The 26982-nt window shown below is 42.3% G+C and carries 19 protein-coding genes and 2 riboswitches; of the genes, 17 read left to right on the top strand and 2 right to left on the bottom strand.

The window, feature by feature from the left end; all coding sequences use genetic code 11:
- Window positions 1-14 precede the first annotated feature (14 nt).
- On the top strand, window positions 15-2396 hold the full coding sequence (locus ACKWB9_RS10535) for a sodium-translocating pyrophosphatase (RefSeq protein WP_414002969.1): 2382 nt from the start codon (window positions 15-17) through the stop codon (window positions 2394-2396).
- 70 nt (window positions 2397-2466) lie between these two features.
- Here ACKWB9_RS10535 and ACKWB9_RS10530 read toward each other — a convergent pair whose 3' ends face one another.
- Window positions 2467-3168 (bottom strand): energy transducer TonB, encoded by a 702-nt coding sequence (locus ACKWB9_RS10530; RefSeq protein WP_414002968.1) that lies wholly within the window; start codon window positions 3166-3168, stop codon window positions 2467-2469.
- A gap of 308 nt (window positions 3169-3476) precedes the next feature.
- Entirely contained in the window at window positions 3477-4091 is a 615-nt protein-coding gene (locus tag ACKWB9_RS10525) for a deoxynucleoside kinase (protein ID WP_414002967.1), read from the bottom strand.
- Between the two features lie 347 nt (window positions 4092-4438).
- Here ACKWB9_RS10525 and metK point away from each other — a divergent pair, with 347 nt between their 5' ends.
- The 16 genes from metK (at window position 4439) to ACKWB9_RS10445 (ending at window position 26910) form a co-directional block, all read left to right on the top strand.
- Window positions 4439-5695: a methionine adenosyltransferase gene (gene metK / locus ACKWB9_RS10520; protein WP_414002966.1), complete on the top strand. Its 1257-nt coding sequence runs from the start codon at window positions 4439-4441 to the stop codon at window positions 5693-5695.
- Between the two features lie 183 nt (window positions 5696-5878).
- Complete coding sequence (locus ACKWB9_RS10515) at window positions 5879-7822, top strand: CocE/NonD family hydrolase (RefSeq protein WP_414002965.1); 1944 nt, start codon at window positions 5879-5881, stop codon at window positions 7820-7822.
- 212 nt (window positions 7823-8034) lie between these two features.
- Window positions 8035-8157, top strand: a riboswitch (SAM riboswitch).
- A gap of 236 nt (window positions 8158-8393) precedes the next feature.
- The gene (locus ACKWB9_RS10510; protein ID WP_414002964.1) at window positions 8394-9686 is read left to right on the top strand and encodes an O-acetylhomoserine aminocarboxypropyltransferase/cysteine synthase family protein; all 1293 of its coding nucleotides are present in this window, start codon (window positions 8394-8396) and stop codon (window positions 9684-9686) included.
- Between the two features lie 50 nt (window positions 9687-9736).
- On the top strand, window positions 9737-13123 hold the full coding sequence (gene thrA, locus ACKWB9_RS10505; protein WP_414002963.1) for a bifunctional aspartate kinase/homoserine dehydrogenase I: 3387 nt from the start codon (window positions 9737-9739) through the stop codon (window positions 13121-13123).
- A 152-nt stretch (window positions 13124-13275) separates the two neighbouring features.
- Window positions 13276-14451 (top strand): trans-sulfuration enzyme family protein, encoded by a 1176-nt coding sequence (locus ACKWB9_RS10500; protein ID WP_414002962.1) that lies wholly within the window; start codon window positions 13276-13278, stop codon window positions 14449-14451.
- 73 nt (window positions 14452-14524) lie between these two features.
- Window positions 14525-14935 carry an RrF2 family transcriptional regulator gene (locus tag ACKWB9_RS10495; RefSeq protein ID WP_414002961.1) on the top strand — a complete coding sequence of 137 codons (411 nt, stop codon included), beginning with the start codon at window positions 14525-14527 and terminating at the stop codon, window positions 14933-14935.
- A 198-nt stretch (window positions 14936-15133) separates the two neighbouring features.
- On the top strand, window positions 15134-15397 hold the full coding sequence (locus ACKWB9_RS10490) for a DUF2061 domain-containing protein (protein WP_414002960.1): 264 nt from the start codon (window positions 15134-15136) through the stop codon (window positions 15395-15397).
- A 9-nt stretch (window positions 15398-15406) separates the two neighbouring features.
- Window positions 15407-16030, top strand: a complete 624-nt coding sequence (locus ACKWB9_RS10485) for a phosphoadenosine phosphosulfate reductase domain-containing protein (RefSeq protein WP_414002959.1) — start codon at window positions 15407-15409, stop codon at window positions 16028-16030.
- 72 nt (window positions 16031-16102) lie between these two features.
- Entirely contained in the window at window positions 16103-17038 is a 936-nt protein-coding gene (gene cysD / locus ACKWB9_RS10480) for a sulfate adenylyltransferase subunit CysD (protein ID WP_414003020.1), read from the top strand.
- A gap of 80 nt (window positions 17039-17118) precedes the next feature.
- Complete coding sequence (locus ACKWB9_RS10475) at window positions 17119-18369, top strand: sulfate adenylyltransferase subunit 1 (RefSeq protein ID WP_414002958.1); 1251 nt, start codon at window positions 17119-17121, stop codon at window positions 18367-18369.
- Window positions 18370-18528: 159 nt separating this feature from the next.
- Window positions 18529-20619 (top strand): nitrite reductase, encoded by a 2091-nt coding sequence (locus ACKWB9_RS10470; protein WP_414002957.1) that lies wholly within the window; start codon window positions 18529-18531, stop codon window positions 20617-20619.
- A gap of 2 nt (window positions 20620-20621) precedes the next feature.
- The gene (cobA, locus tag ACKWB9_RS10465; RefSeq protein WP_414002956.1) at window positions 20622-21452 is read left to right on the top strand and encodes a uroporphyrinogen-III C-methyltransferase; all 831 of its coding nucleotides are present in this window, start codon (window positions 20622-20624) and stop codon (window positions 21450-21452) included.
- Window positions 21453-21541: 89 nt separating this feature from the next.
- A complete protein-coding gene (locus tag ACKWB9_RS10460; protein ID WP_414002955.1) occupies window positions 21542-22603 on the top strand; it encodes an NAD(P)/FAD-dependent oxidoreductase in 1062 nt (353 codons plus the stop codon).
- 120 nt (window positions 22604-22723) lie between these two features.
- Window positions 22724-22852, top strand: a riboswitch (SAM riboswitch).
- A 189-nt stretch (window positions 22853-23041) separates the two neighbouring features.
- On the top strand, window positions 23042-24046 hold the full coding sequence (locus tag ACKWB9_RS10455) for a homocysteine S-methyltransferase family protein (protein ID WP_414002954.1): 1005 nt from the start codon (window positions 23042-23044) through the stop codon (window positions 24044-24046).
- Entirely contained in the window at window positions 24039-26744 is a 2706-nt protein-coding gene (gene metH / locus ACKWB9_RS10450) for a methionine synthase (RefSeq protein WP_414002953.1), read from the top strand. The genes ACKWB9_RS10455 and metH overlap by 8 nt, the downstream gene beginning before the upstream one ends.
- Window positions 26737-26910 (top strand): hypothetical protein, encoded by a 174-nt coding sequence (locus ACKWB9_RS10445; protein ID WP_414002952.1) that lies wholly within the window; start codon window positions 26737-26739, stop codon window positions 26908-26910. Before metH ends, ACKWB9_RS10445 begins: the two co-directional genes overlap by 8 nt.
- The last annotated feature ends 72 nt before the right edge of the window (window positions 26911-26982 follow it).

Here is a 26982-nt window from a genome sequence, read left to right as displayed (position 1 = left end):
AAAGAATCAAACCAATGGATTTAATCGTGAAATTTTTACCGGCATTTGGGGTACTGGCGCTCATTTTTGTATTTGTAAAAAATGCCTGGGTGTCAAAACAAGATGAAGGTGATGCTAAAATGTCTAGAATTGCCAAAAATATTGCCGATGGGGCAATGTCATTTTTAAAAGCGGAATACAAGATCCTTTCGGTTTTTGTAATCGCCGTGGCAATTTTATTATTTTTTAAAGGAAGCACCGAAGCCGGATCTAACGGAATGGTGGCGGTATCGTTCATTGTCGGGGCAATTTGTTCCGCTTTGGCTGGTTTCATAGGGATGAAGGTAGCGACCAAGGCAAATGTAAGGACGACCAATGCTGCAAGGAATTCTTTAGGAAAAGCACTTGAAGTGGCTTTTGCAGGAGGTGCCGTAATGGGACTAGGTGTTGTAGGATTGGGTGTTTTGGGACTTAGTGCCCTTTTCGCGTTCTATAGCGGACAAGGTTGGGAAATCAATGAAGTATTGAACGTACTTTCTGGATTTTCATTGGGAGCTTCGTCCATTGCTCTTTTTGCACGTGTTGGCGGTGGTATCTATACCAAGGCTGCCGATGTTGGTGCGGATTTGGTAGGAAAGGTGGAGGCTGGTATACCGGAAGACCACCCTTTGAACCCCGCTACCATTGCGGATAACGTAGGCGACAATGTAGGTGATGTTGCAGGAATGGGGGCCGACCTTTTTGAATCTTATGTAGGTTCTATCATCGGTACTATGGTATTGGGTGCCGCATTTACTCAAATTCCGGCCTTTGCAGGTGCGTTCGATGGTTTAGGTGCCGTTTATCTTCCTTTGGTATTGGCCGCTATAGGAATCATTATGTCCATAATAGGTACATTCTTTGTAAGGGTAAAAGATGGTGGTAATCCGCAATCTGCCTTGAATATTGGTGAATTTGGATCAGCCGGTTTAATGTTGGTGGCGTCCTATTTTATTATTCAGCAGATGTTACCGGAGACCTGGACTTTTGGGGGGTCGGAATACTCCAGTATGGGTGTTTTCTTTGCGGTAATAGCTGGTTTGGTCGCAGGGCTGGCCGTGGGTAAGGTAACGGAATATTATACAGGTACGGGTACCAAGCCCGTGAATTCGATTGTACGCCAGTCCGAGACCGGAGCGGCCACGAACATAATTGCCGGTTTGGGTGTTGGAATGATGTCGACCATGTTCCCGATTATATTGATCGCTGCCGCAATTTTGGTTTCGCACCATTTTGCGGGATTATATGGTATTGCGATTGCTGCGGTAGGAATGTTGGCAAATACGGGAATTCAATTAGCGGTTGATGCATATGGGCCTATTTCCGATAACGCCGGCGGAATTGCCGAAATGGCGGAATTGCCCAGTGAAGTACGTGAACGTACCGATAAATTGGATGCTGTTGGGAATACTACGGCTGCCATTGGTAAAGGTTTTGCCATTGCTTCTGCAGCATTAACGGCATTGGCCTTGTTTGCGGCTTTTATGCAAACGGCCGGGGTTACTGCGATCGATGTTTCCAAGCCTACCGTTATGGCCGGGCTTTTGGTAGGAGGTATGCTTCCTTTTGTATTTTCCGCCCTGTCCATGAATGCGGTTGGTCGTGCTGCAATGGCCATGATAGAAGAAGTACGCCGTCAGTTCCGTGATATTCCCCAGTTGAAAGCTGCCCTGGAAGTAATGCGGGAGGTAAATTCGGATATGTCCAAAGCAACTGCCGAACAAAGAAAGGTTTTTGATGCTGCCGATGGTGTTGCCGAGTATGATAAATGTGTGGCGATTTCCACACAGGCTTCCATTAAAGAAATGGTATTGCCCGGATTATTGGCCATTGCCGTTCCGGTTGCCGTTGGTTTTCTTGGCGGAGCGGAAATGCTTGGAGGGCTATTGGCAGGTGTTACCACCTGTGGTGTGTTGATGGCTATTTTCCAGTCCAACGCCGGTGGTGCCTGGGACAATGCGAAGAAAATGATAGAAGAACAAGGGAAGAAAGGTACGGATGCCCATAAAGCGGCCGTTGTTGGAGATACCGTTGGTGATCCATTTAAGGATACCTCAGGGCCTTCTTTGAATATCTTGCTGAAGTTGATGTCCGTTGTAGCCTTGGTAATTGCACCAAGTATTGCTTTGAACGGTGATACAGGTGTGGCCAACGTTACCGAAGAAGCTTCCAAAACCATTATGATGAACGTAGAACATAATGATATGACGGAAGCTACCGTAGATTATACTGCGGTGGTAGATAAAGAGGAAATATCCGAAGAAAAAAACGTTACCGGAACCAAGGTTGAAACCGCATCACGATTGAAAGTTGCCGAAAATAAAGCGGTTGCTGTGAAAGCTGATGAGATTGCCTTAAAAAGTAGCGATAGAAATTAGTCTTTATTGGAGATAAAACTAAAACGGGGCCTTTGGAATTCCAAAAGCCCCGTTTTTTATGCCCGGATTTTTATTGCAATTTAAATGTGATAGGTTGTGCAAAAGATACTTTCACGGATTTGTCCCGCTGTTTTCCCGGTGTCATTTTTGGGAGTTTGGAAATAATCCGAACCGCCTCTTTGACCAGAATGTCGTGTGGTCCCCGTTTGTTTATAGTTCCGATTTCCCCGTCTTTTTCTATAATGAATTGTAAATCCACCCTGCCTTCTAATCCCATTTCTTGAGCGGGAAGGGGATATTTGAAATTTTTCTTGATATGTTTTACCATCATTTTTTGAAAACACGCTCTTTTGTCCTTTGCATTTTCACAACCTGGAAAAATGGGAACTTCTTCTATGGTCACCCAATTTACTTTTACCTCTTCATCTACATCATCTATTATAATATCCTCTACTGCTATAATTTCGGTGTCGGTATTGGATTCCGTGGATAATATTTCCGTTTCTATAATCTCAACGTCATCTTCCTCAATCTTAATTTCCGGGGGTAAAACCTCTTTGATCTTTGGTTTTTCTATCTCGAATTTTTCAACGACCTCTTCCACTATGTCATTTTCCTGTATGTTCATTGAGGGGGCATAAACGTATTTCAGTTCATACGTTTTCCATTCCAAAGCCACAAAGGCCAGGAACATGACCAATAACAGTCCAAATACAAAGAAAAGTCCACTTTTTCTGTTGAGGTCCTTTTTAGGATTCTTTTTTGGTTCCATCTTTTTTAAGGTTTGTTCCCGCAGTTCTGCGAGATGGGTTAAACATCGTCTAAGTTCAATTGAAAAATACGGCCAGAATAAATCTTAAAAAATAGGAAATGAGGGAAGTGTCCGTTTAAATGAGGGAACGGGAAGGTATTTGTATAAAGAGGGTTTCCTTTTATATCAATTCAATTTAAAATGAAAGGAAATAGAATAGTTTATCCTTATGGAATTGATGGGGTATAAGTTGTTGGCAATGCAAAACAAACGACTTAAAAACCTGATAGGGCTGGGCCGTTCCGGAAACTGAAACTGATAAATCTTACCTAAAACAAGCCGTGGATTTCTGCATCGATTTTATTGATGACGCTCCCTAAATCTTCGGGATTGTCAACAAAATTCAATTGATCCACATCGATTACCAAAAGATTCCCTTTTTCGTAGCCGTGTACCCAGGCTTCGTAACGTTCGTTCAACCGGCTTAGGTAATCTATAGAAATGGTATTTTCATACTCCCTGCCCCTTTTATGTATCTGTTTTACCAAATTGGGAATGGAACTTCTCAAATAGATCAATAGGTCCGGGGGCTCTACCAAGCTCTCCATCAATTCGAACAAACTGGAATAATTTTGAAAATCCCTATTCGTCATCAATCCCATGGCGTGGAGGTTGGGTGCAAAAATATGGGCGTCTTCATAAATTGTTCGATCTTGGATGATACTTTTGCCGCTTTCCCTTATTTTAAGAATTTGCCGGTACCGGTTGTTCAGGAAATAGATTTGAAGATTAAAGCTCCATCGTTCCATTTGGGTATAAAAATCGTCTAGGTAAGGATTGTCCACTACATCCTCAAAATGTGCTTCCCATTTGTAGTGTTTGGAGAGTAACCTGGTCAATGTCGTCTTCCCTGCCCCAATATTTCCCGCTACGGCAATATGCATTATGCTTGGTTTTTTTTGGTTAGTGTTTATAAAAGGTTGTACCGCACAAGATACAAAGTATGGTGGGTTTGAAAAAAAATAGTAGATGAAATACGGATATTATTTTAAGTTGTTTTTATAACAAAAAAACGGATGTTTTATTTTTAAGAGGAACTATTTTCATACTTTTGACACTTCAAAATATGAGGAAAGATTTGACTGATTGCAACCTCCTGTCCTGAACGTGTTTCAGGATTTAAAAATGCTAAAGCAGTTTACTCCGATTTGGATCAAGAATTCCCTTTTCAGGGATACGTAAGCTACTTTTGGAAAACCCGTCAAATCTTTTGGAAATTTAAAGTTAGAGCATGGCGTATTTATTTACTTCAGAATCTGTTAGCGAAGGGCATCCCGATAAAGTTGCCGATCAGATAAGTGATGCATTATTGGATAATTTTTTGGCCTTTGACCCGGAAAGCAAAGTGGCCTGTGAGACATTGGTGACCACAGGGCAAGTAGTACTGGCGGGAGAGGTTAAGAGCCATACCTATTTGGATGTTCAACAAATTGCCCGGGAGGTCATCAATAAAATTGGCTATACCAAGGGGGAATATCAATTTAGCGGGGATTCCTGTGGGGTAATTTCATTGATCCATGAGCAATCGCAGGATATCAATCAGGGAGTGGATAGGGGTTCCAAAGAACAACAAGGTGCAGGTGATCAGGGAATGATGTTCGGTTATGCTACCAAGGAAACGGAGAACTATATGCCTTTGGCACTCGATATTTCACATCGAATTCTTCAGGTTTTGGCCGATTTACGTCGTGAAGGCAAAGAAATAGACTATTTAAGACCGGATGCCAAGGCACAGGTTACTATAGAATATTCGGATGATAACATTCCGCAACGGATAGATACGATCGTGGTTTCAACACAGCATGATGCTTTTGATGCGGATGACGAAAAAATGTTGGGCAAGATCAAGTCGGATATCATTGCCATCCTGATTCCCAGGGTAAAAGCGCAATTGCCCGTTACCATTCAGGAATTGTTCAATGACCGGATTACCTATCATATTAATCCTACCGGAAAATTTGTAATTGGCGGACCTCATGGGGATACGGGATTAACAGGACGAAAAATCATAGTGGATACCTATGGTGGTAAGGGTGCCCACGGGGGTGGTGCTTTTAGTGGAAAAGACCCCAGTAAGGTAGACCGTAGCGCTGCCTATGCCGCACGGCATGCTGCCAAGAATTTAATTGCCGCAGGTATTGCCGATGAAATTTTGGTACAGGTAAGTTATGCCATTGGAGTGGTGGAGCCCACCTCCATTTTTGTGGATACCTATGGTACGGCAAATATTGATATGAATGATGGTCAGATTGCCGAAAAAGTAGCTGAATTGTTCGATATGCGGCCATTTGCTATTGAAGAACGGTTAAAATTGCGGAATCCCATCTATTTGGAAACCGCCGCCTACGGTCATATGGGCAAAGTCTCGCAAAAAGTGACCAAAGTTTTTGAATCGCCCTATAATGGTCGTATAGAGAAAGAAGTGGAATTGTTCACTTGGGAAAAATTGGATAAGGTTCAAGAGATAAAAGAAGCCTTTGGGCTTTGATTTTTTGACTTGGACCATAAGATCGTTCCCTTTAGTGGGTTTTAAGGGTGTGGCCCTAATTGTTCTGGATTTATCCCTAGACCTATCCACGCAAAGAATACGTTGAAAAAGCACGGACTTCTCCCACTTTTATTCGTGTTCCTGATTGAACTTTAGTAGTTTTAAGCTTTAAAACTTTATGGCATGTTAAAATTCATATTCCAATTTTTTATTTTTTGTTTCGCAATGGTTTTGGTCGCTACTTCCTGTGGAAAGACCACAAAAGTTGTGGAAGAGGAGAAAATTACGAATACCTATGTTTCGGATAATTATACCAAACAAGAGGTGACCATAGCAATGCGAGACGGGATAAAACTGCATACTGTAATTTATTCCCCAAAAGATACTTCAAAAAAATATCCGATATTGATGCAACGTACACCCTATAGTTCCGGGCCTTATGGGGCGGGAGAATTTAAAGAAAAGATAGGGCCCAATATCCATTTGATGAAAGAAGGGAATATCATTGTCTATCAAGATGTGCGTGGAAGATGGTTGAGCGAGGGGCATTATGAAAATATGAGAGCCTATGTTCCGAACAAGACTTCGGAGAAAGATATAGATGAAAGTTCGGATACTTATGACACTATAGAATGGTTGGTGAACAATGTGAAGAACAATAACGGTAATGTAGGTATATGGGGCATATCATATCCCGGATTCTATTCTACCTATGCTACCGTAGATGCCCATCCCGCATTAAAAGCGGCATCGCCGCAAGCCAGTATCGGTGATTTCTTTTTTGATGATTTTCATCACAACGGGGCATATTTGTTGAGCTATTTTAGGGTTATCTCTCTTTTCGGTACACCCAGGCCCAATAATGATCGCCCCATTGACACTGCCTGGTACGATCTGCCCGATTTGCGTACCGCCGACCAATATCAATTTTTTCTGGATGCCGGCCCCTTAAAGAACCTGAACACCTTCTTTGAATATGAAACCAAAGATGCCCCAAGATTGGCCGTGGACGGAATGACCGATGATTATTTCTGGAACGAGTTAAAGGAGCATCCTAATTACGATGAGCTATGGCAAAGCAGGGGATTGATACAGCACTTGAAAAATGTAAAATCCCATGTAGCCACCATGGTCGTTGGCGGTTGGTTTGATGCCGAGGATCTGTATGGCCCTTTGGAAACCTATAAGAATATAGAAAAGTACAATGCCGGTAACTATAACACTATGGTCTTTGGGCCATGGGATCATGGGCGGTGGTCCAAAAGGGATGGGCGAACCGTAGTGGGCAATTACTATTTTGGCGATGGCGTATCCGAATTTTTTCAAGAGCATATCGAAACAAAGTTCTTTAATCACTTTCTAAAGGGAAAAGGCGATCATAACAGTGGATTGCCAGAAGCCTATGTTTTTGATTCCGGAAGAAAGGAATGGAAACAATACGATTCCTGGCCTCCGGAAGGTGTTGAAAAATATAAAATGTTCCTTTCCGAAAATCAGGAATTGACGACCGAATTAAAAAGCAATGCGAGAATAGAGTTTGTTAGCGATGTAAAAAAACCGGTACCCTATTCAGAAGATATAAAAACCGTATTTACCCCCAGAAAGTATATGACGGATGACCAGCGTTTTGCGGCAAGGCGTGCAGATGTTCTTGTTTTTGAAACCGGTGTAATGGAAGAGGATTTTACCTTGGCGGGCGATATCCTGGCCAAATTAAAAGTGGCGACTACTGGTACCGCAGCGGATTGGATCGTTAAAGTGATTGATGTGCATCCGGCAAATACCGAAACCAATGAAGAAATGCAAGGCCATTTAAAAATGAGCAATTACCATCTTATGGTACGGAGCGAAGTACTCCGTGGGCGATTTAGGAATAGTTTTTCCGACCCGGAACCATTTGTGCCCAATGAAAAAACTGATGTTACCATAAAACTTCAAGATGTTTTTCATACCATAAAAAAAGGACATAAGCTACAGGTGCAGGTACAAAGTACGTGGTTTCCCCTTATAGATTTAAACCCACAGACCTATGTAGCGAATATTTTTAAGGCCGATGAGGAGGATTTCAAAACCCAAAAACATACGGTATATACAGATTCCAGTATCGAGTTTTCGGTATTGGAATAAAATCGGATATGCATTTTATGCACGACCGATAAAAAAATCGACATTCGTGTAAATTAGTGAAATTGGTGTCGGTTTAAATGAGGATTGGATTTGTGAAATGTATTGTGCCAATTAGAAAACATATGCTTCAAATTGCATAATTTCCCCGATTCATTAGGATTTTAAAAAATTCTGACGTTATATTTGCAGTATAAGTTCAAACACATATTGAATAGTTATCAAGAAAGGTGGAGGGAGTAGACCCTTTGAAGCCTTAGCAACCCTTGTTTATCCCGATAACTATCGGGGTCTGCAAGAAGGTGCTAAATTCTATCTTTATACTATCCCGATAATCGCGTCTGGATACTTCAACATCTGTTGAATCGAATTTAAAGAATAGATAACAGTCATCGATATTTCTCGATTTCACTTTCTTATAACTTTTTGATTTTACCTATCCGCAATGTCGGCGGGGTAGGGTTTGGCTTTTAATATTTTATTTCGAGCTTGTACTAAACTTGTTTTAGTAAAAGAAGGGAATCAATTTAAAAACCGGCATCAAAAACAAAACGGATGCGTAAAACTTAAGATTATGAGTGATTCAAAATTTTCGACCAACGCTTTACATGCAGGACATGATGTATCCGCAAACGGAGGAACAAGGGCGGTGCCTATTTATCAAAGTACGGCTTATGTCTTTAACAATGCGGACCATGCGGCAAACCTTTTTAACCTTTCCGAACCGGGATTTATCTATACCCGGTTGAACAATCCTACCACAGATGTTCTGGAGCAGCGTCTGGCCACTTTGGAAGGAGGTATCGCAGCAGTGGCAACGGCATCTGGAACAGCAGCTATATCTACGGCTTTATTGGTATTGTTAAAAGCAGGGGACCATATTGTGGCCTCTAATAGCCTGTATGGCGGAACCTATAATTTATTGGCGAATACATTGCCTAGATTGGGAATCACCACCACTTTTGTGGATCCCGCCGACCCTACAAATTTTGGTAAAGCGGTGGAGGATAATACCCGGGCTATTTTTGTAGAATCCCTGGGGAATCCAAAGTTGGACGTGTTGGACCTAAAAGCCATTTCTTCAGAGGCCAAAAAAGTGAAAGTTCCCTTTATTGTGGATAATACCGTGGCCACACCAGCTTTGTTGAACCCTATTGAGCACGGTGCGAATATTGTTGTCCATTCCTTGACCAAATACATTAATGGAAACGGAACTTCTTTGGGAGGTGCAATTATAGATGCCGGAACCTTTGATTATGGTAACGGAAATTTTCCGGAGTTTACGGAACCTTCCCCGGGATACCACGGTTTAGTGTACCACGAGGCATTGGGCCCCGCTGCCTTTATAGCAAAAGTGAGGATAGAGGGGCTACGCGATTTTGGGGGAGCTATTAGTCCATATAATGCATGGCAGATCATCCAGGGACTGGAAACCTTGTCCATCCGTATGAAGCAACATAGTGCTGGTGCACTGGCTTTGGCGGAATGGTTGGAAAGTAGGGAAGAAGTGGCATGGGTCAATTATCCGGGATTAAAATCGAGTGCTTATTATGCCCAAGCGGAGGCTTATTTGCCCAACGGACAAAGTGGGATCGTAACATTTGGTGTAAAGGGCGGCTTTGAATCGGCCAAGAAAATTGCGGACGGGACCAAGATATTTTCCCTGTTGGCCAATATCGGAGATACCAAGTCCTTGATTATCCATCCGGCCAGTACCACGCACCAGCAGTTGGATGATGCGGCACAGGAAGCTACGGGAGTGACCAAAGATTTGATTCGTTTATCCGTAGGTCTGGAGGATATTGAAGATTTAAAAACGGATCTTGAAAATGCATTTGCCACGATCGATAAATCGGTTTTGGCCTAAACTTAACAGATCTGTCGGTTTTTAAAACTAGATGGATTTAACTTTTGACAATGTTACATCATATCAAAATAGAAAATTATACCACTTTGAGTGGCGTATCCCAAGAGATTCAATTATCCTATCAACTTTTTGGCAGAGAACTGCATTCGGCACCCATAATTTTGGTCAACCATGCCCTTACGGGAAATTCCAATGTAACCGGAAAAGATGGGTGGTGGTCTGCACTTATCGGGGATGGAAAATGTATAGATACCCAGAAGTATACCATTCTCTCTTTTAATATTCCCGGTAACGGATATGATAAATTTGTTATAGACAATTACAAGGATTTTGTTGCAGGAGACGTAGCGCGCATTTTTCTTTTGGGATTGAAAGCGTTGGAAATAGACCGACTTTTTGCCATTATCGGTGGGTCTCTAGGAGGAGGAGTCGCTTGGGAAATGGCGGCGTTGGACCCAAAACTTACCGAGCATTTGATCCCGGTAGCCTCGGATTGGAAATCTACGGATTGGTTGATCGCCAATTGTCAGATCCAGGAACAATTTTTGGTGAATTCCAAACAGCCTGTTCATGATGCACGTATGCATGCCATGCTGTGTTACCGTACGCCGGAATCCTTCAAAGAGCGTTTTAAGCGAAGTACCAATGAAGAGCTTCAGGTCTTTAATGTGGAAAGTTGGTTGATGCACCACGGTAAGAAGTTACAGGAACGTTTTCAACTATCGGCTTATAGGTTGATGAACCAATTGCTAAAGACTATTGATGTTACCCGTAACGGAGAGCAAAATTTTATCGCTTTGCAAAATAGTGATACCAATATCCATATCATTGGAGTGGATTCCGACCTGTTTTTTACCGCCAAGGAAAATAAGGAAACTTTTAAACGATTGGCCCAGGCCAATAGTAACGTTACTTATGGGGAAGTGCAATCCCTTCATGGCCACGATGCTTTTTTGATCGAATTTGAACAGATGGAGAAACTTTTGGATGGTGTTTTTAATTCCAATGGAAAATCCGGGAAGGTCAAGGTCTTGAAATTCGGAGGTAAATCCCTGAGTAACGGAGAAGGATTGGAACGGGTACTGGATGTAATTGTTTCCAAGGTCGAAAAGGGAGAAAACATTGCCGTAGTGCTTTCGGCCCGGGAAAAGGCGACCGACCAGTTGGAGAATATATTGGAAAAAGCGGCTAAGGGAGAAGACTATCGCAAAGATTTTGGGGCTTTTGAAAAATATCAAAAGCATACGTACACCAATATAGATCTGTCCGAAGAGTTTAAAGGGCTTGCCAAACTTTTTGAGGGCGTTTCCCTTTTGGGCGATTATAGTGCCAAGATAAAAGATGAGGTACTGGCCCATGGGGAGTTACTTTCGGCCAGGCTGATCGCTAAACTCCTTATAGGAAAAGGAATTAAAGCACGGTTTCTGGATTCCAGAAAATTGATAAAAACCGATGCTACTTTTGGTGATGCCAAGGTATTGGATGCCGTTTCCAAGGAGAACGTACTCCTGCAGTTTGCTCAATTGCCAAATGATACGGTTCCGGTGATCACCGGCTTTATAGCCTCTACCCTAGAGGGGGGAACCACTACTTTGGGGAGGAATGGCAGTAATTATTCCGCAGCGCTCCTGGCCAATTTTCTGGATGCCGGGGAATTACAGAATTACACGCATGTAGACGGTATATTTACGGCAAATCCGGATCATGTCCCCGAGGCCAAGCGCATTGCTAATCTATCTTATGCGGAGGCAAACGAATTGGCCAATTTTGGAGCTACCATTTTGCATGCAAAGACCATTATTCCGTTAATAGAAAAGAACATCCCATTACGTATCCTTAATACCTATAATAACGATAATGAGGGAACGCTGATCAGTGCTGAATCCAGTAAGGAAGGTATTAAATCACTTTCGGTAATTGAAGATGTCGCACTCATCAATTTAGAGGGGAGGGGACTTTTGGGGAAAGTAGGGATAGATGCCCGTATTTTTAAAACGCTGGAAAATAACAATATAAGTGTAAGCATCATTTCACAGGGTTCTTCGGAGAGGGGTATTGGACTGGTGGTGAAACAAGAAAAGGCGCAGAAGGCGAAACGTGCATTGGACAATGAATTTACAAGTGATTTTCAGGCCAAGGATATCAATATGATTACGGTCGTGGATGACGTTTCCGTCATATCCATCGTAGGTCAGGACCTGAGTACCTTTCATAAACCGTACAATGCCCTGATCAAAAATCAGATTACGCCTTTGTTGTTCAATAATACGGTATCTGGAAAAAATGTGAGTTTGGTGGTCGATAAAAGTGATCTGACCAAGGCACTAAACGTAATGCACGGGCAGATTTTCGGAATCAGTAAAAAAGTGAACTTGGCTATTTTTGGTCATGGCAATGTAGGAGGTACCTTGATCGACCAAATTTTAAAATCGGCCAAGACCATAGAAAATAGGAAAGGAATAGACCTTAATGTTTTTGCTATTGCCAATTCTAAAAAAGTATTGCTCAACGCAAAAGGGGTTTCCAAAAACTGGAAAACGAGTATCCGGACCAAAGGGAAATCATATCAGATCCAGGATATTTTCGATTTTGCGAAAAACCATCATTTAGAGAATCTGATCGTGGTAGATAATACCGCTAATCAGGATTTTGTGGCCCATTATTTCGATTTCGTGGAAAATGGTTTTGATTTGGTGTCCTCCAATAAGATCGCCAATACATTAGGTTTTGATTATTACCAGTTGTTGCGGGAGGAATTGGGCAAAAACCAAAAACAATATTTGTACGAAACCAATGTTGGGGCGGGTCTTCCATTGCTGGATACCATTAAGCTATTGCATTTGTCCGGGGAGAACATTACACGTATCAAAGGTGTTTTTTCCGGTTCGCTCAGTTATATTTTCAACACGTTTTCTGAGGTGGATGCTCCATTTTCATCCATTTTAAAAGATGCCATGCAGAAAGGCTTTACCGAACCGGATCCAAGGGAAGATCTGTCCGGAAACGATGTGGGTAGAAAATTGTTGATTTTGGCCCGTGAACTGGATTTAAGCAATGAATTTTCCGATATTCATATAGAGAATCTGATTCCTTCGACTTTACAAGAGGGTGCTGCGGAGTTTTTCATAGAAAATATGGAAGTGTTGAACGATAAATTCAATGAAATAAAAAAGAACCAAAAATCAGGTCATGTGTTACGGTATGTTGGCGATTTGCATGGTAATCTGCAAAAGGAAAAAGGTGTTTTGGATGTAAAATTGGTATCCGTTCCCAAGGAAAGTGCGTTGGGGCAGGTGAAAGGCTCGGATTCCATCATTGAAATCTATACGGAATCCTATGGGGAAAATCCATTAGTCATTCAAGGTGCGGGAGCCGGAGCTGCCGTAACGGCAAGGGGCGTATTTGGAGATATCTTACGGATTGCCGAAAAAAGCTGATCAAAAGGCGATATCGGAAATGTGCAGACAAGAAAAAGAATATGGGAAAGAGAAAAATCAGGACACAAGAAAACCCTTTGCACTTATAGCGGAGTGGCCTTTTGACTTTTCCATACGATCGTGAAAAGTAAAAATATCGAAGAAAAGATTTTATGAAAACGGATAGAGAAAATAAATTTGAAACCAACGCTATACGAACGCAGGTAAACCGAACGGAACATTTAGAACATTCCGTACCCATGTACCTGACCTCTAGTTTTGTATTTGAGGATGCCGAAGATATGCGGGCTTCTTTTGCCGAGGAAAAAGAACGCAATATTTATTCGCGTTATTCGAACCCCAATTCTTCGGAATTTATAGAGAAAGTCTGTAAAATGGAAGGAGCGGAAGATGGTTTTGCCTTTGCATCTGGTATGGCGGCCGTTTTTTCTACCTTGGCGGCCTTGTTGGACAGTGGCGACCATATTCTTTCTGCACGCAGCATTTTTGGTTCTACCCATTCGCTTTTCGATAATTTCTTTCCAAAGTGGAATATTTCCCATAGCTATTTTAAGATCGATGAACTGGATGCCCTGGAAAATCTGATTACGCCAAAGACCAAGTTGATCTATGCCGAATCGCCCACAAATCCGGGAGTGGATATTTTGGATTTGGAAGCATTGGGCAAAATTGCCAAAAAACATAATTTGATTTTGGTCATCGATAATTGTTTTGCATCGCCTTATTTGCAACAACCCATAAAATTTGGGGCAGATCTGGTCATCCATTCCGGCACCAAATTAATGGATGGTCAAGGAAGGGTTTTGGCAGGAATAACCGTGGGTACGGCGGCACTTATAGATAAGGTGTACCGTTTTTCAAGGATTACGGGCCCGGCACTTTCGCCCTTTAATGCCTGGGTGCTTTCCAAAAGTCTGGAAACCTTGGCGATACGAGTGGATAGACATTGTGAAAATGCCTTAAAACTAGCTGAATTTTTAGAAGGCCATCCCAACGTGAATTGGGTAAAATACCCCTTTTTAAAATCGCATCCCAAATATGAAATAGCCAAAAAACAAATGAAGGCCGGAGGCTGCGTGGTGGCTTTTGAGGTTAAGGGCGGACTGGAAGCGGGACAAAAGTTTTTTAATGCCATAAAGTTATTGTCATTGTCCGCAAATTTAGGAGACTCTAGAAGTATTGTTACCCATCCTGCATCCACTACGCATAGTAAATTGTCAACGGAAGAAAGGGTGGAATCCGGAATCACGGATGGTATGGTTCGGATATCAGTAGGTTTGGAGCATATTGATGATATTATTGGGGATATTGAACAGGCCTTGAAGTAAACACATTATAATATGTTTTTTACATTCGATATCTAAGCATCCGACTTTTTTCCATTTTCCCTATCTTAGCTACATGCTCTCAAAAAAGACAAAATACGGTTTAAAGGCATTGGCACATCTGGCTTCTCAGGAAAATAAAAAGCCGGTACAGATTTCCGAAATTGCCCAATGTGAGAATATTTCCCAAAAATTTTTGGAAAGTATTTTATTGTCTCTTAGGAAAACGGGTTTTTTGGGTTCCAAAAAGGGAAAAGGAGGAGGATATTACCTCATTAAAGATCCTGATGAAATTCTTATGACCGATGTAATGCGCGTTTTGGAAGGACCTATTTCCATGGTGCCCTGCGTTAGCTTAAACTTCTATGAAAAATGTGGGGACTGCCCGGACGAGGATTCCTGTGCCGTACATAAATTAATGTTACAGGTTAGGGACAGTGCCTTGGAAATCTACCGAAACAATACGTTGGCCGATATATTAAATTAATGCCATACCGATTAATGTAAAGGCGAAAATCTCTCCAATTTTAGTGCCAAAATCGTAAAATATAGTTCCTTTTGTTAATAATCTACTAAATCTATAGGGTAAACGTAAATTATGAATACTTATAACGTCATACTTTAAAAAATAATTCTACTTTTGTTATCCTATTAAATTGGTAGAGTAATAAGATTTTTAGAAAGTATGATTGTAGATCAACTGATTTTAGATAAAAAAACTTCAAAGGGAAAATACACATCGGATAAAAAATCCGAGAAGCCTATCCGTAGTATTGCCAAAGCAATAAGTTGGCGGGTTATTGGAACTTTGGATACCTTGTTGATATCCTATATCCTTACCGGGAAAGTAGCTGTAGCGGCATCTATAGCTTCCATAGACTTTGTGACGAAGATGTTCCTGTATTTTTTTCACGAACGTATCTGGAACAAGATCAACTGGGGTAAATAATATTGAATTATGACATTTACACAAGAGCAAATCGACAAATTGAATATTCAGTTCAAGGGAATTCCACCGGAGGAAATCATTTCTTGGGCGATAAAAAATGCACAAAAGCCTTTGGTCACAACAAACTTTAGACCCTATGAAGTGGCTATTTTGTATGCGATTACACAAGTCAAGAGCAATATTCCCGTAGTTTGGTGCGATACAGGTTATAACACTCCCAATACGTATAAACATGCAGAAGATTTGATCGAAAGATTGGGACTACATATCGATCTGTATGTGCCAAAACAGACAACGGCACATCGGGATTCTGTAATGGGAATCCCCCAGATAGATGACCCCAAGCATGCAGAATTTACCGAACAGGTAAAATTGGAACCCTTTAGAAGGGCGATGGATGCCCACAAACCGGATGTTTGGTTCACCAATCTTAGAAAGGGACAGACCGCCCATAGGGATTCTTTGAATATTTTAAGTTTAGGCAAAGATGGAGTGTTAAAAGTAAGCCCTTTTTATCACTGGGACGATACGCAATTGGATGTCTATTTAAAGGACAGGGAATTACCGAACGAACATAAGTATTTTGACCCTACCAAGGTATTGGAAAATAGGGAATGCGGGCTACATACATAACTATAGAATATAAATACCTCCTTGTTCATAAATAAGAAGAAAGGACTATAAAAAAGAAAAGATTTGGATACAATAGCTGAAATAGATACAAAAAGAGTTGCGACCGAGGCAATAAATACCTCCCATATAAATGCTTTGGAAAATGAGGCTATTTATATTATGCGGGAAGTTGCCGCACAATTTGAAAAACCGGTACTATTATTTTCTGGAGGAAAAGACTCCATTACCTTGGTGCGATTGGCCCAAAAAGCGTTTTGGCCATCCAAAATTCCATTTCCTTTAATGCATATAGATACGGGGCATAATTTCCCTGAAACGATAGAATTTAGAGACAGATTGGTAGAGGAATTGGGATTGGAACTTATTGTAAGGAATGTTCAGGATTCCATAGATCAGGGAAAAGTAAAGGAGGAAACCGGACGGTATTCCAGTAGAAATTCTTTGCAGACGACCACCCTATTGGATGCGATTGAAGAGTTTAAGTTTGATGCCTGTATCGGTGGTGCAAGACGGGATGAAGAAAAAGCCAGGGCAAAAGAACGTATTTTTTCGGTACGGGACGATTTTGGACAATGGGACGAAAGAAATCAAAGGCCCGAACTTTTCGATATGCTGAACGGTCAGATCGAATTGGGCCAGAACGTTCGTGTATTTCCCATTTCCAATTGGACGGAACTGGATGTATGGTCCTATATTCAAAAAGAACAAATAGAAATACCGTCCATTTATTTTGCCCATAAAAGGAAAGTCTTTTTAAGGGACGGACTTATTTGGTCCCATTCGGAATACGTGTATCAAGAAGAGGAAGAAGAAGTGCTGGAGCGTATGGTACGTTTTAGAACCGTAGGGGATATGAGCTGTACGGCAGCAGTCTTTTCCGAAGCTACCGATATTGATGCCGTAGTACAGGAAATCAGGGATTCCACAATATCCGAAAGAGGTGCCAGGATAGATGATAAACGGTCAGAGGCCGCAATGGAAAAAAGAAAACAACAAGGTTACTTTTAAAAGTTGGCGGTTTTCGGTCTCGGCAGACGTTCAAAATATAATCTGCCATGACCATGACTGCCTACTGAATACTAAAATATATGGAAGTATTAAAAATAGCGACAGCAGGAAGTGTAGATGACGGTAAAAGTACCTTGATAGGAAGGCTTTTATACGATACAAAATCATTGACCACCGATAAATTGGAGGCGATAGAAAAAACCAGTAAGCAAAAAGGATATGATTATCTGGATTTTTCCTTGGCAACGGATGGTTTGGTGGCGGAACGGGAACAGGGTATTACCATAGATGTGGCCCATATTTATTTCTCAACGGCGAAAAAGAGCTACATCATAGCGGATACACCGGGACATGTGGAATATACCCGGAACATGGTCACCGGGGCATCTACATCACAGGCCGCAATTATATTGATAGATGCCAGAAAAGGGGTTATAGAGCAAACAAATCGTCATTTCTTTATCAATAACTTATTGCGTATTAAAGACGTGGTAGTGGCTGTCAATAAAATGGATTTGGTGGATTATTCCGAAGAGACCTATAATGAAATAAAAGCGGATTTTGAAGAGTTGATGTCCAAGCGGGACTATCAAGATCAAAAAATTACATTTATACCCGTAAGTGCCTTAAAAGGGGATAATGTCGTGAATAAATCGGACAGAACCCCCTGGTATACCGGTCAAACCTTATTGGAACATTTTGAGGCCCTGGACAGAAAGGATATCTATAATGTAGGTACGCCAAGATTTCCGGTCCAATATGTCATTCGCCCAAAAACGGAGGAGCATCATGACTTTAGGGGATTTGCGGGAAAAGTGTATGGCGGGGAATTGAGTGTGGGCGACGAAGTGGTAGCATTACCATCACGGACACGTTCCAAAATAAAGGAGATTTATTTCTATGACAAAGCATACCAAACCGCTTCCAGAAGATCATCCGTTACCATTACGTTGGAGGATGAAATTAATTTGAGCAGGGGTGATATGTTGGTCAAGACAAACGATTTGCCGACCATTGATAAACAGTTTACGGCGACCATTTCCTGGATGGATTCGCAAAAACTTGTGACGGGCAATAAATATATTATACAGCATGGTGTCAATAAAGTTTTGGCGAAGGTGGATAATGTTCATCATAAGATAGCACCGGACTATTCCGGAGTGGATACAGAAGTGGATACACTGGGAATGAACGATATTGCCCAGGTAAGTTTTAGGTTGAACAAACCCATTTTCTATGACAAGTTTAAGGACCATAGGACCAATGGTTCTTTTATTTTAATAGATACGCAGACCAATAGTACGGTAGGGGCAGGATTTATTAATGAATAATTGTTTTTTGGATAATTTTCTTTAGGGGATAAGAAATACCCTTAATTGATGCGAATCCAAAAGGAAAGTAACGGATAATTTAATAAACCTATAAAATCTATAGGATTAATATATAAAAAGTCTGATATCTAACGTTTAGGTATTAGCGACAAAAAGAAAATGCGAAGTTTTAGAACAGAAATAGAAAACCCGATAGTTGAAAAGGATATCCTGGAATTGGAACGTAAGATCCATGAGTTCCATGCAGGGAAATTGGACGAGGAAAAATTCCGGAGCCTGCGATTGGCACGTGGTGTTTACGGTCAACGGCAACAGGGTGTTCAGATGATCCGAATTAAATTGCCCTATGGAAAGGTAACTTCCAGACAATTGAAGCGTATCTGTGATGTTTCGGATGAATATTCTACAGGGCGTTTGCATATTACTACCCGTCAGGATATCCAGATCCATTATGTGGACCTGGACCGTACTCCAGAGCTATGGGCCCAATTGGAAAAGGACGAGGTAACTTTGAGAGAGGCATGCGGTAATACCGTACGGAACGTTACGGCAAGTGAAACGGCCGGGATCGATACGGACGAGCCTTTTGATGTTTCTCCCTATGCAGATGCATTGTTCCGTTATTTCCTTAGAAACCCCATTAGTCAGGAAATGGGCCGTAAATTCAAGGTTTCTTTTTCGGCCAGTGATGCCGATACGGGCCTCTCCTATATGCACGATTTAGGATTCATCGCTAAAATTAAGGATGGCGTAAAAGGATTTAAAGTGTTATTAGGTGGTGGATTAGGTTCACAGCCACGTCATGCCGACGTACTTTTTGAATTTTTACCATCGGATAAGATCATTCCGTTGATGGATGGCGTTATCCGTGTTTTTGACAGATACGGAGAACGTAAAAGTAGGGCCAAGGCACGAATGAAATTTTTGTTAAAGGATGTTGGTCTGGATGGATTTAAACAGTTATTGGAGGAAGAACAAAAAGCGGTTCCGCACGTATCCGTTGCTATAGATGCGGACAGTTATCCAAAAATCCAAGTTGCGGAGACTGAAACGCCCAAGGTAAATATTACCGATACCGAAGCTTTTGAAAAATGGAAATCGACCAATATAGTGCCTCAAAAACAAGAAGGCTATGTGGCGATCGGTATCAAAGTATTGCTAGGGGATTTTTATACGGACAAAGCCAGGTTGCTGGCCGATCTGGTACAGCAATATGCCGCTGGGGAAATCCGTCTATCACTTCGTCAAAATATATTGATCCCCTATGTAAAAGAGGCATTGGTTCCTTTCTTTTATACGGCCTTGGAAAAATTGGGTTTTGTAGAAGCGGGATACAATAAAGCTTTGGATATAACGGCCTGCCCGGGAACGGACACCTGTAATCTGGGGATTGCCAGTAGTACAGGAATCGCCGTAGAGTTGGAGCGGATTATAAAGGCCGAATACCCACAGTATATCAGCAATCCGGATGTGGTTATCAAGATAAGTGGTTGTATGAATGCCTGTGGGCAACATAATATGGCCAATATCGGTTTTCAGGGAATGTCCGTTAGGACCAAGGATAAACTCGTGGCACCGGCACTTCAGGTCTTGTTGGGCGGTGGAAATATTGGAAACGGCGAAGGGAAATTTGCGGACAAGGTGGTAAAAGTACCCAGTAAAAGAGGCCCAGAAGCACTTCGTATTATCCTGGACGATTTTGATGCCCATGGAAATGGGCTGTCCTATGCGGAGTATTACGCCCAAAAAGGGGAACATTACTTCTATGACCGTTTAAAACACCTTTCGGACATAGAGAACCTGACCCAAGAAGACTTTATCGATTGGGGAAATACAGAGCGATACAAAAAAGAAATAGGTATTGGGGAATGTGCGGGAGTCGTTATCGATTTGATTGCGACCCTTTTATTTGAAAGCAAAGAAAAAATTGAAAATTCAGCGTCGAATTTAGCCGAGGAAAAATGGGCCGCAAGTATCTATCATGCCTATTCCTCTATGGTGAATTCCGCAAAAGCATTATTGACCTCGGAAAAGGTGAAGGTGAATACGCATAACAGTATCATCAAGGATTTTCAGGAAAAATTCGTGGAAACAGGAAGAATTAAGGTCGATGGCGGATTTGGGGAATTGGTACTTCAATTAAATAAAAATGAACCATCGGAAACCTTTGCAAAGCGTTATTTGGAAGATGCAAAAAACTTTTTGACTTCCGTAGAACAGTTTAGGGAAAAAGAATTGGCAGAAGCATAATTATGGAATATTCCGATAAAAATAGTGTTGCCCCGGGCCAAATAACTCCCTCCAATTTAGGGGTTAACGGGCTATTGACCGTAATTGGTGCCGGCCCTGGCGATGTGGAACTCATTACCCTAAAAGCGATCAAGGCCTTACAAATTGCAGATGTGGTTTTGTACGATGCCCTGGTAAACGATGTGCTATTGGAATATGCCCCAAATGCAGAAAAAATATTTGTGGGCAAACGTAGGGGATGTTATGCCTATCAACAAGAGCAGATCAATGAATTGATCGTTAACAGGGCCAGAATGCGTAAACACGTGGTTCGGTTAAAAGGTGGTGATCCCTTTGTCTTTGGCAGGGGTGCCGAAGAAATGGAACATGCGGCCGCCCAAGGTATAACCGTTGCCATGGTTCCCGGAATATCATCCAGCCTGTCCGTTCCGGCGGCTCAGCACATTCCCGTAACCAAAAGAGGTGCGGCAGAAAGTTTTTGGGTAATTACAGGAACCACTAAAGAACATAAACTTTCGGGAGATATTGCCTTGGCCGCAAAATCGAACGCAACGGTCGTTATTTTAATGGGAATGTCAAAATTAGCACAGATCGTATCGCTTTTTAAGAAAGAAGGAAAATCGGAAACGCCCATTGCCATTATACAAAATGGAACAAGGGAAAATGAGAAAATAGGAATTGCCACTATTGGAACCATAGAAGAGGAAGTAGAAAATAGACAATTGGCGAATCCCGCTATAATTATAATTGGAGAAGTAGTAAAACACAGGGAAAACATTATAAAAATTGCTCAAGAACAAGAATTGGTCGGAGCAAGCATAACAGATTATTGATTAATTAAATTTTAACGCCTTCCCTTGACCCATGGAAGACGGTATTGGTCAAAACCAATAATAAAAAAGGTCAAAGAAAAAAATAGACTATGATCAAAACAGATATATTGATAGTAGGTGCGGGACCAACAGGATTGTTTACGGTCTTTGAGGCAGGATTATTAAAGTTAAAAACGCATCTGATCGATGCCTTGGCACAGCCCGGAGGGCAATGCTCGGAAATCTATCCAAAAAAACCCATTTATGATATTCCTGCATTCCCGGAAATCTTGGCCGGGGATCTTGTCGATAACCTTATGGAACAAATAAAGCCGTTCGAACCTGGATTTACCTTGGGCGAAAGGGCCGAGACTTTGGATAAGTTGGATGATGGTTCCTTTGTAGTAACGACCAATAAAGGTACAAAGCACAGTGCCCCTGTAGTGGTTATTGCAGGAGGATTGGGTTCTTTTGAACCACGTAAGCCACCTATTGAAAATATCACCGATTTTGAGGATAAGGGCGTGGCCTATATGGTCAAGGATCCCGAAGTATATCGTGATAAGAAAGTTGTGATTGCCGGAGGTGGGGACTCTGCCTTGGACTGGGCCATTTTCTTAGCGGATGTAGCATCGGAAGTTTCTTTGGTACACCGTAGAAATGAATTTCGCGGTGCCCTGGATTCCGTAGAAAAAGCATCGGAATTGGCCAAATTGGGCAAAATAAAACTGTACACCGAAGCCGAGGTGAAAAAATTGTATGGCGATGAACATTTAGAAGCCGTTGTAATTAAGCACAACGATTCTGAAAAAGGAGAAACCTATGTGGAAGTGGATAATTTCATTCCCCTTTTCGGCCTTTCCCCAAAATTAGGGCCTATTGGTGATTGGGGCTTGGAAATAGAACGGAATGCCATTAAGGTTAACAATGCCAAGGACTACCAGACCAATATTCCAGGAGTTTTTGCCATTGGGGACGTTAATACATATGAGGGAAAATTAAAGCTCATTTTGTCCGGTTTTCACGAGGCGGCGGTGATGTGCCAGTATGCCTATCAAATCATTAATCCAGGTAAGCGGTATGTAATGAAATATACTACCGTAGGTGGTGTAGAAGGGTTTGACGGCTCTAAAAAAGAAGCAAAAAAAGAAGTAGTACAGAGTATTGCATAACATTTTGGTTTGGACCGTACAGGTTTTCAAAACCTGTACGGTCCTTAAAAATTACAAACTTTCCTTGTTTTTGATAAAGTTGTAGCTTTACTTTGTACCCAGTTCATTAAAAATCTGAATTTGTTATCAAGAAAGGTGGAGGGAATAGACCCTTTGAAGCCTTAGCAACCCTTGGTTCATCTCGATGCCTATCGGGACCTAAGAAGGTGCTACATTCTACCCCTGTCCTGATTAATTTTAGGATGTAAAAGGGATTAGATAACCAAAAAAGGACGGTTCGTCTTACCTTTTTTCCTTACTTGATAATTTTTTGGCATTACCGCATACTATTGCGGTCGGGCTTTGTATTTTTAGTTTAGCGGTGTATGGCCATGAACCGATCAGGTTTAATAAAACCCATTAAGAAGAAATCATGGGTATGTGTTTTTAAGAAATAGGATGAAAGACATAAAAAAGATATTGCAAGAGAGAATCCTCGTATTGGACGGTGCCATGGGTACCATGTTGCAGCGCTATAAATTTACGGAAGAGGATTTTAGGGGGGAGCGGTTCAAGGACTGGGAACATCCCCTGCAAGGGAATAACGATCTGTTGTCATTGACCCAACCCGAGGCCATTGCAGAAGTACACCGTAAATATTTTGCCGCCGGGGCGGATATTGTGGAAACCAATACCTTTTCAGGTACCACCATTGCCATGGCGGATTATCATATGGAAGAATTGGTGTACGAGCTTAACTATGAATCGGCACGAATTGCCAAAGAAGTGGCAAATGAGTTTTCGATCAAGGAACCGGACAAGCCACGTTTTGTGGCAGGTAGCATAGGTCCCACCAATAAAACGGCCAGTATGTCCCCAGATGTGAACGATCCGGGATTCCGGGCCGTGTCCTTTGATGAATTGCGGATTGCCTATAAACAACAAATAGAAGCCCTGTTGGATGGTGGGTCCGATATTTTACTGGTTGAGACCATTTTTGATACTTTGAACGCCAAAGCGGCATTGTTTGCTATAGAAGAGGTTAAAGAAGAGCGGAACATAGAAGTGCCCATTATGGTGAGCGGTACCATTACGGATGCCTCGGGCCGTACCCTGTCCGGGCAGACCGCGGAGGCATTCTTAATATCCATATCCCATATTCCCATTTTATCCGTCGGATTTAATTGTGCCTTGGGGGCAAGCCAACTCGTACCACATTTGGAGGTTATTTCCAATAGAACGGAGCATGCCATTTCTGCCCACCCAAATGCGGGCCTTCCCAATGCCTTTGGGGAATATGATGAAACCCCGGAGCAGATGGCCGCCCAAATGAAAGAGTATGTAGAAAAAGGGTTGGTCAATATTGTTGGGGGCTGTTGTGGTACGACACCGGAACATATAAGTGCGATCGTAGAAGTGGTAAAAGGGTTTAGTCCCAGAAAAATAGCGGTTGAAAGTGAGTGATAACAAACCAAAATATCTAAAATTAAGCGGTTTGGAACCGTTGATCGTCACTGCTGAAAATAATTTCATAAATGTAGGCGAGCGTACCAATGTAGCGGGTTCCAAAAAATTTCTTCGTTTGATCAAAGAGGAGAAGTTCGAGGAAGCCTTGGACGTGGCACGCCATCAAGTAGAGGGGGGTGCCCAGATTATAGATATTAATATGGACGATGGTCTGATCGATGGTAAGGAAGCCATGGTCAAATTCCTGAACCTGGTCATTGCCGAGCCAGATATTGCCCGGGTTCCCATAATGATAGACAGTTCCAAATGGGATATTATAGAGGCGGGCCTACAAGTGGTTCAGGGAAAATGTGTGGTCAATTCGATCAGTTTAAAAGAAGGTGAGAAGCAGTTTGTCCATCAGGCCAAACTTATAAAGAGATACGGGGCCGCAGTTATTGTAATGGCCTTTGATGAAGTTGGCCAGGCGGATAATTACGATCGGCGTATTGAAATCGCCAAACGCTCCTATGATATTTTGGTCGATCATGTTGGTTTTCCACCGGAGGATATCATTTTTGATTTGAATATCTTTCCCGTGGCCACGGGAATGGATGAGCATAAGCGCAATGCCATAGATTTTATTGAAGCGACCAAATGGGTACGTGAAAACTTACCGCATTGCAGTGTTAGTGGAGGGGTCAGCAATGTTTCCTTTTCGTTTAGGGGGAATAATCCCGTGAGGGAGGCCATGCATTCCGTGTTCTTGTACCACGCCATAAAAGCAGGGATGAATATGGGTATTGTAAACCCCACGATGTTGGAAGTTTATGACGATATTCCCAAAGATTTATTGGAATATGTGGAAGATGTTATCCTTAATAGAAGGGATGATGCCACGGAACGCCTGTTGGAGTTTGCCGAATCGGTAGTAGGGAAGACCAAAGAAAGCAAAGTAGATCTGTCCTGGCGGGAAGAACCTTTACAGGATAGGATAACGAGGGCCCTCGTAAAAGGAATAGACCAATATATTACCGAAGATATCGAGGAGGCAAGACAAGCCTCGGACCAACCCATTGAGGTCATAGAAGGGCATTTAATGATCGGTATGAACGTGGTGGGCGATTTGTTCGGTAGTGGAAAAATGTTCTTGCCGCAGGTGGTAAAATCCGCCCGGGTCATGAAAAAGGCGGTAGCATATCTGTTACCCTATATTGAGGCCTCTAAAGGTGGCACAACGGAGGGAGCGGGAAAAATCCTTATGGCGACCGTAAAGGGCGATGTTCACGATATTGGAAAGAACATCGTAAGTGTGGTACTGGCCTGTAACAATTATGAGATTGTAGATTTGGGCGTAATGGTACCGCCCGAAAAGATTATCCAGGCCGCTATAGAAGAAAAAGTGGATGTTATTGGCCTTAGTGGGCTGATTACCCCTTCTTTGGATGAAATGGTACATTTGGCCAAGGAAATGGAGCGCAAGAACTTTAACATACCACTTTTAATAGGTGGTGCTACAACCAGTAAGGCCCATACGGCGGTAAAAATAGACCCGCAATACAGCAATGCCGTGGTACATGTGAACGATGCGTCGCGTGCGGTAACCGTAGTGGGCGATCTGTTGCAGAAGGAAACATCGGAAGGATACCAAAACGGGATTAAACAGGACTATGAAATTTTTAGGGATAAATTTTTAAAGCGTACTAAAAAGAAGGATTATAAAACGTTGGCCGCCGCCCGCAAAAATAAATTCCGGATAGATTGGCAGCAAGCGGAGATCGTAAAGCCCCGGGAATTGGGAGTGCAGGTCATTGAGGACCTGGCATTGGAAAAACTTTTACCTTTTATTGATTGGTCGCCCTTTTTTAGAAGCTGGGATTTGCATGGAAAGTATCCGGATATACTAACGGATGATGTGGTGGGAACACAGGCCAAGGAACTTTTTGAAGATGCCCAGGAAATGATGGGTAGAATAATTAGCGAAAAACAATTAGGGGCAAAGGCCGTTTTTGGATTGTTTCCTGCAAATAGTGTTAATGATGATGATATAGAGGTTTTATATTCTTCTCAGGTAGGGGAGTTGTCGGGCCAAGACGGGCAGAAGGGATTTTTCAGGACCCTGCGCCAACAATTGCAGCGAAGGGAAGGGGTGCCGGACTACGCCCTGGCCGACTTTATAGCACCAAAAGAGACCGGGATCCAGGATTATATGGGCTGCTTTTGCGTAAGCACCGGATTTGGTACCGCAGAACTGGCCGCACAATATGAAAAAGATCTGGATGACTATAGTTCCATTATGATAAAGGCGTTAGCGGACCGATTGGCGGAAGCCTTTGCCGAGTATTTGCATAAAGAGGTGCGGACTGGACATTGGGGATATGCGGAAAAAGAAAACCTGACGAATACGGAATTGATAAAAGAATCCTATGAAGGTATTAGACCGGCTCCGGGGTATCCGGCATGCCCGGACCATTTGGAGAAGTTAACGATCTGGGAAATACTTGGGGTAGCGGAGAGGATAGGCGTAAAATTAACGGAAGGTCTGGCCATGTGGCCAGCGGCATCGGTAAGTGGATATTATTTTGGAAATTCGCAGGCCAGGTATTTTGGATTGGGAAAAATAAAGGAGGATCAAGTAGCGGATTTTGCAGAACGAAAGGGAATGCCACTGGAGGAAGCTATGAAATGGCTTGCCCCGAACATTGCGGATGATTGATCTGGACAAGAACTGTCCGGTTTTGAAAACGGATAATTTTGAGGCATACGTTAGGGATAGAGGTATTGTTGGAGCTCTTTTTCGCTCGCCGAGCGAAGCGGAAGCGATCGAAAAAAGCGACTACCGAAAGCCCGACCGCACTAAAAGTGGGGAAACGCCCGTATAGAGAAAAAATAAAATTGAATACGAACAGATAATATACCCTGATAAAAACTTCCTCTCTTTTGGGGAGGGTGGG

Origin of the sequence: Maribacter spongiae, from assembly GCF_047345125.1 — a bacterium.
GTDB lineage: Bacteria > Bacteroidota > Bacteroidia > Flavobacteriales > Flavobacteriaceae > Maribacter.
The sequence above is the reverse complement of the archived record's forward strand: the minus strand, read 5'-3'. Positions and strand labels throughout refer to the sequence as shown.

What these genes read in the sequence shown, in the direction of transcription:
- ACKWB9_RS10490 (WP_414002960.1), top strand. Translation starts at nt 15,134, where the DNA reads ATGATTGTAGATCAACTGATTTTAGATAAAAAAACTTCAAAGGGAAAA.
- ACKWB9_RS10485 (WP_414002959.1), top strand. Translation starts at nt 15,407, where the DNA reads ATGACATTTACACAAGAGCAAATCGACAAATTGAATATTCAGTTCAAG.
- ACKWB9_RS10475 (WP_414002958.1), top strand. Translation starts at nt 17,119, where the DNA reads ATGGAAGTATTAAAAATAGCGACAGCAGGAAGTGTAGATGACGGTAAA.
- ACKWB9_RS10515 (WP_414002965.1), top strand. Translation starts at nt 5,879, where the DNA reads ATGTTAAAATTCATATTCCAATTTTTTATTTTTTGTTTCGCAATGGTT.
- ACKWB9_RS10455 (WP_414002954.1), top strand. Translation starts at nt 23,042, where the DNA reads ATGAAAGACATAAAAAAGATATTGCAAGAGAGAATCCTCGTATTGGAC.
- cobA (WP_414002956.1), top strand. Translation starts at nt 20,622, where the DNA reads ATGGAATATTCCGATAAAAATAGTGTTGCCCCGGGCCAAATAACTCCC.
- ACKWB9_RS10510 (WP_414002964.1), top strand. Translation starts at nt 8,394, where the DNA reads ATGAGTGATTCAAAATTTTCGACCAACGCTTTACATGCAGGACATGAT.
- ACKWB9_RS10470 (WP_414002957.1), top strand. Translation starts at nt 18,529, where the DNA reads ATGCGAAGTTTTAGAACAGAAATAGAAAACCCGATAGTTGAAAAGGAT.
- ACKWB9_RS10495 (WP_414002961.1), top strand. Translation starts at nt 14,525, where the DNA reads ATGCTCTCAAAAAAGACAAAATACGGTTTAAAGGCATTGGCACATCTG.
- metK (WP_414002966.1), top strand. Translation starts at nt 4,439, where the DNA reads ATGGCGTATTTATTTACTTCAGAATCTGTTAGCGAAGGGCATCCCGAT.
- thrA (WP_414002963.1), top strand. Translation starts at nt 9,737, where the DNA reads ATGTTACATCATATCAAAATAGAAAATTATACCACTTTGAGTGGCGTA.
- ACKWB9_RS10445 (WP_414002952.1), top strand. Translation starts at nt 26,737, where the DNA reads ATGATTGATCTGGACAAGAACTGTCCGGTTTTGAAAACGGATAATTTT.
- ACKWB9_RS10460 (WP_414002955.1), top strand. Translation starts at nt 21,542, where the DNA reads ATGATCAAAACAGATATATTGATAGTAGGTGCGGGACCAACAGGATTG.
- ACKWB9_RS10500 (WP_414002962.1), top strand. Translation starts at nt 13,276, where the DNA reads ATGAAAACGGATAGAGAAAATAAATTTGAAACCAACGCTATACGAACG.
- ACKWB9_RS10530 (WP_414002968.1), bottom strand. Translation starts at nt 3,168, where the DNA reads ATGGAACCAAAAAAGAATCCTAAAAAGGACCTCAACAGAAAAAGTGGA.
- ACKWB9_RS10535 (WP_414002969.1), top strand. Translation starts at nt 15, where the DNA reads ATGGATTTAATCGTGAAATTTTTACCGGCATTTGGGGTACTGGCGCTC.
- ACKWB9_RS10525 (WP_414002967.1), bottom strand. Translation starts at nt 4,091, where the DNA reads ATGCATATTGCCGTAGCGGGAAATATTGGGGCAGGGAAGACGACATTG.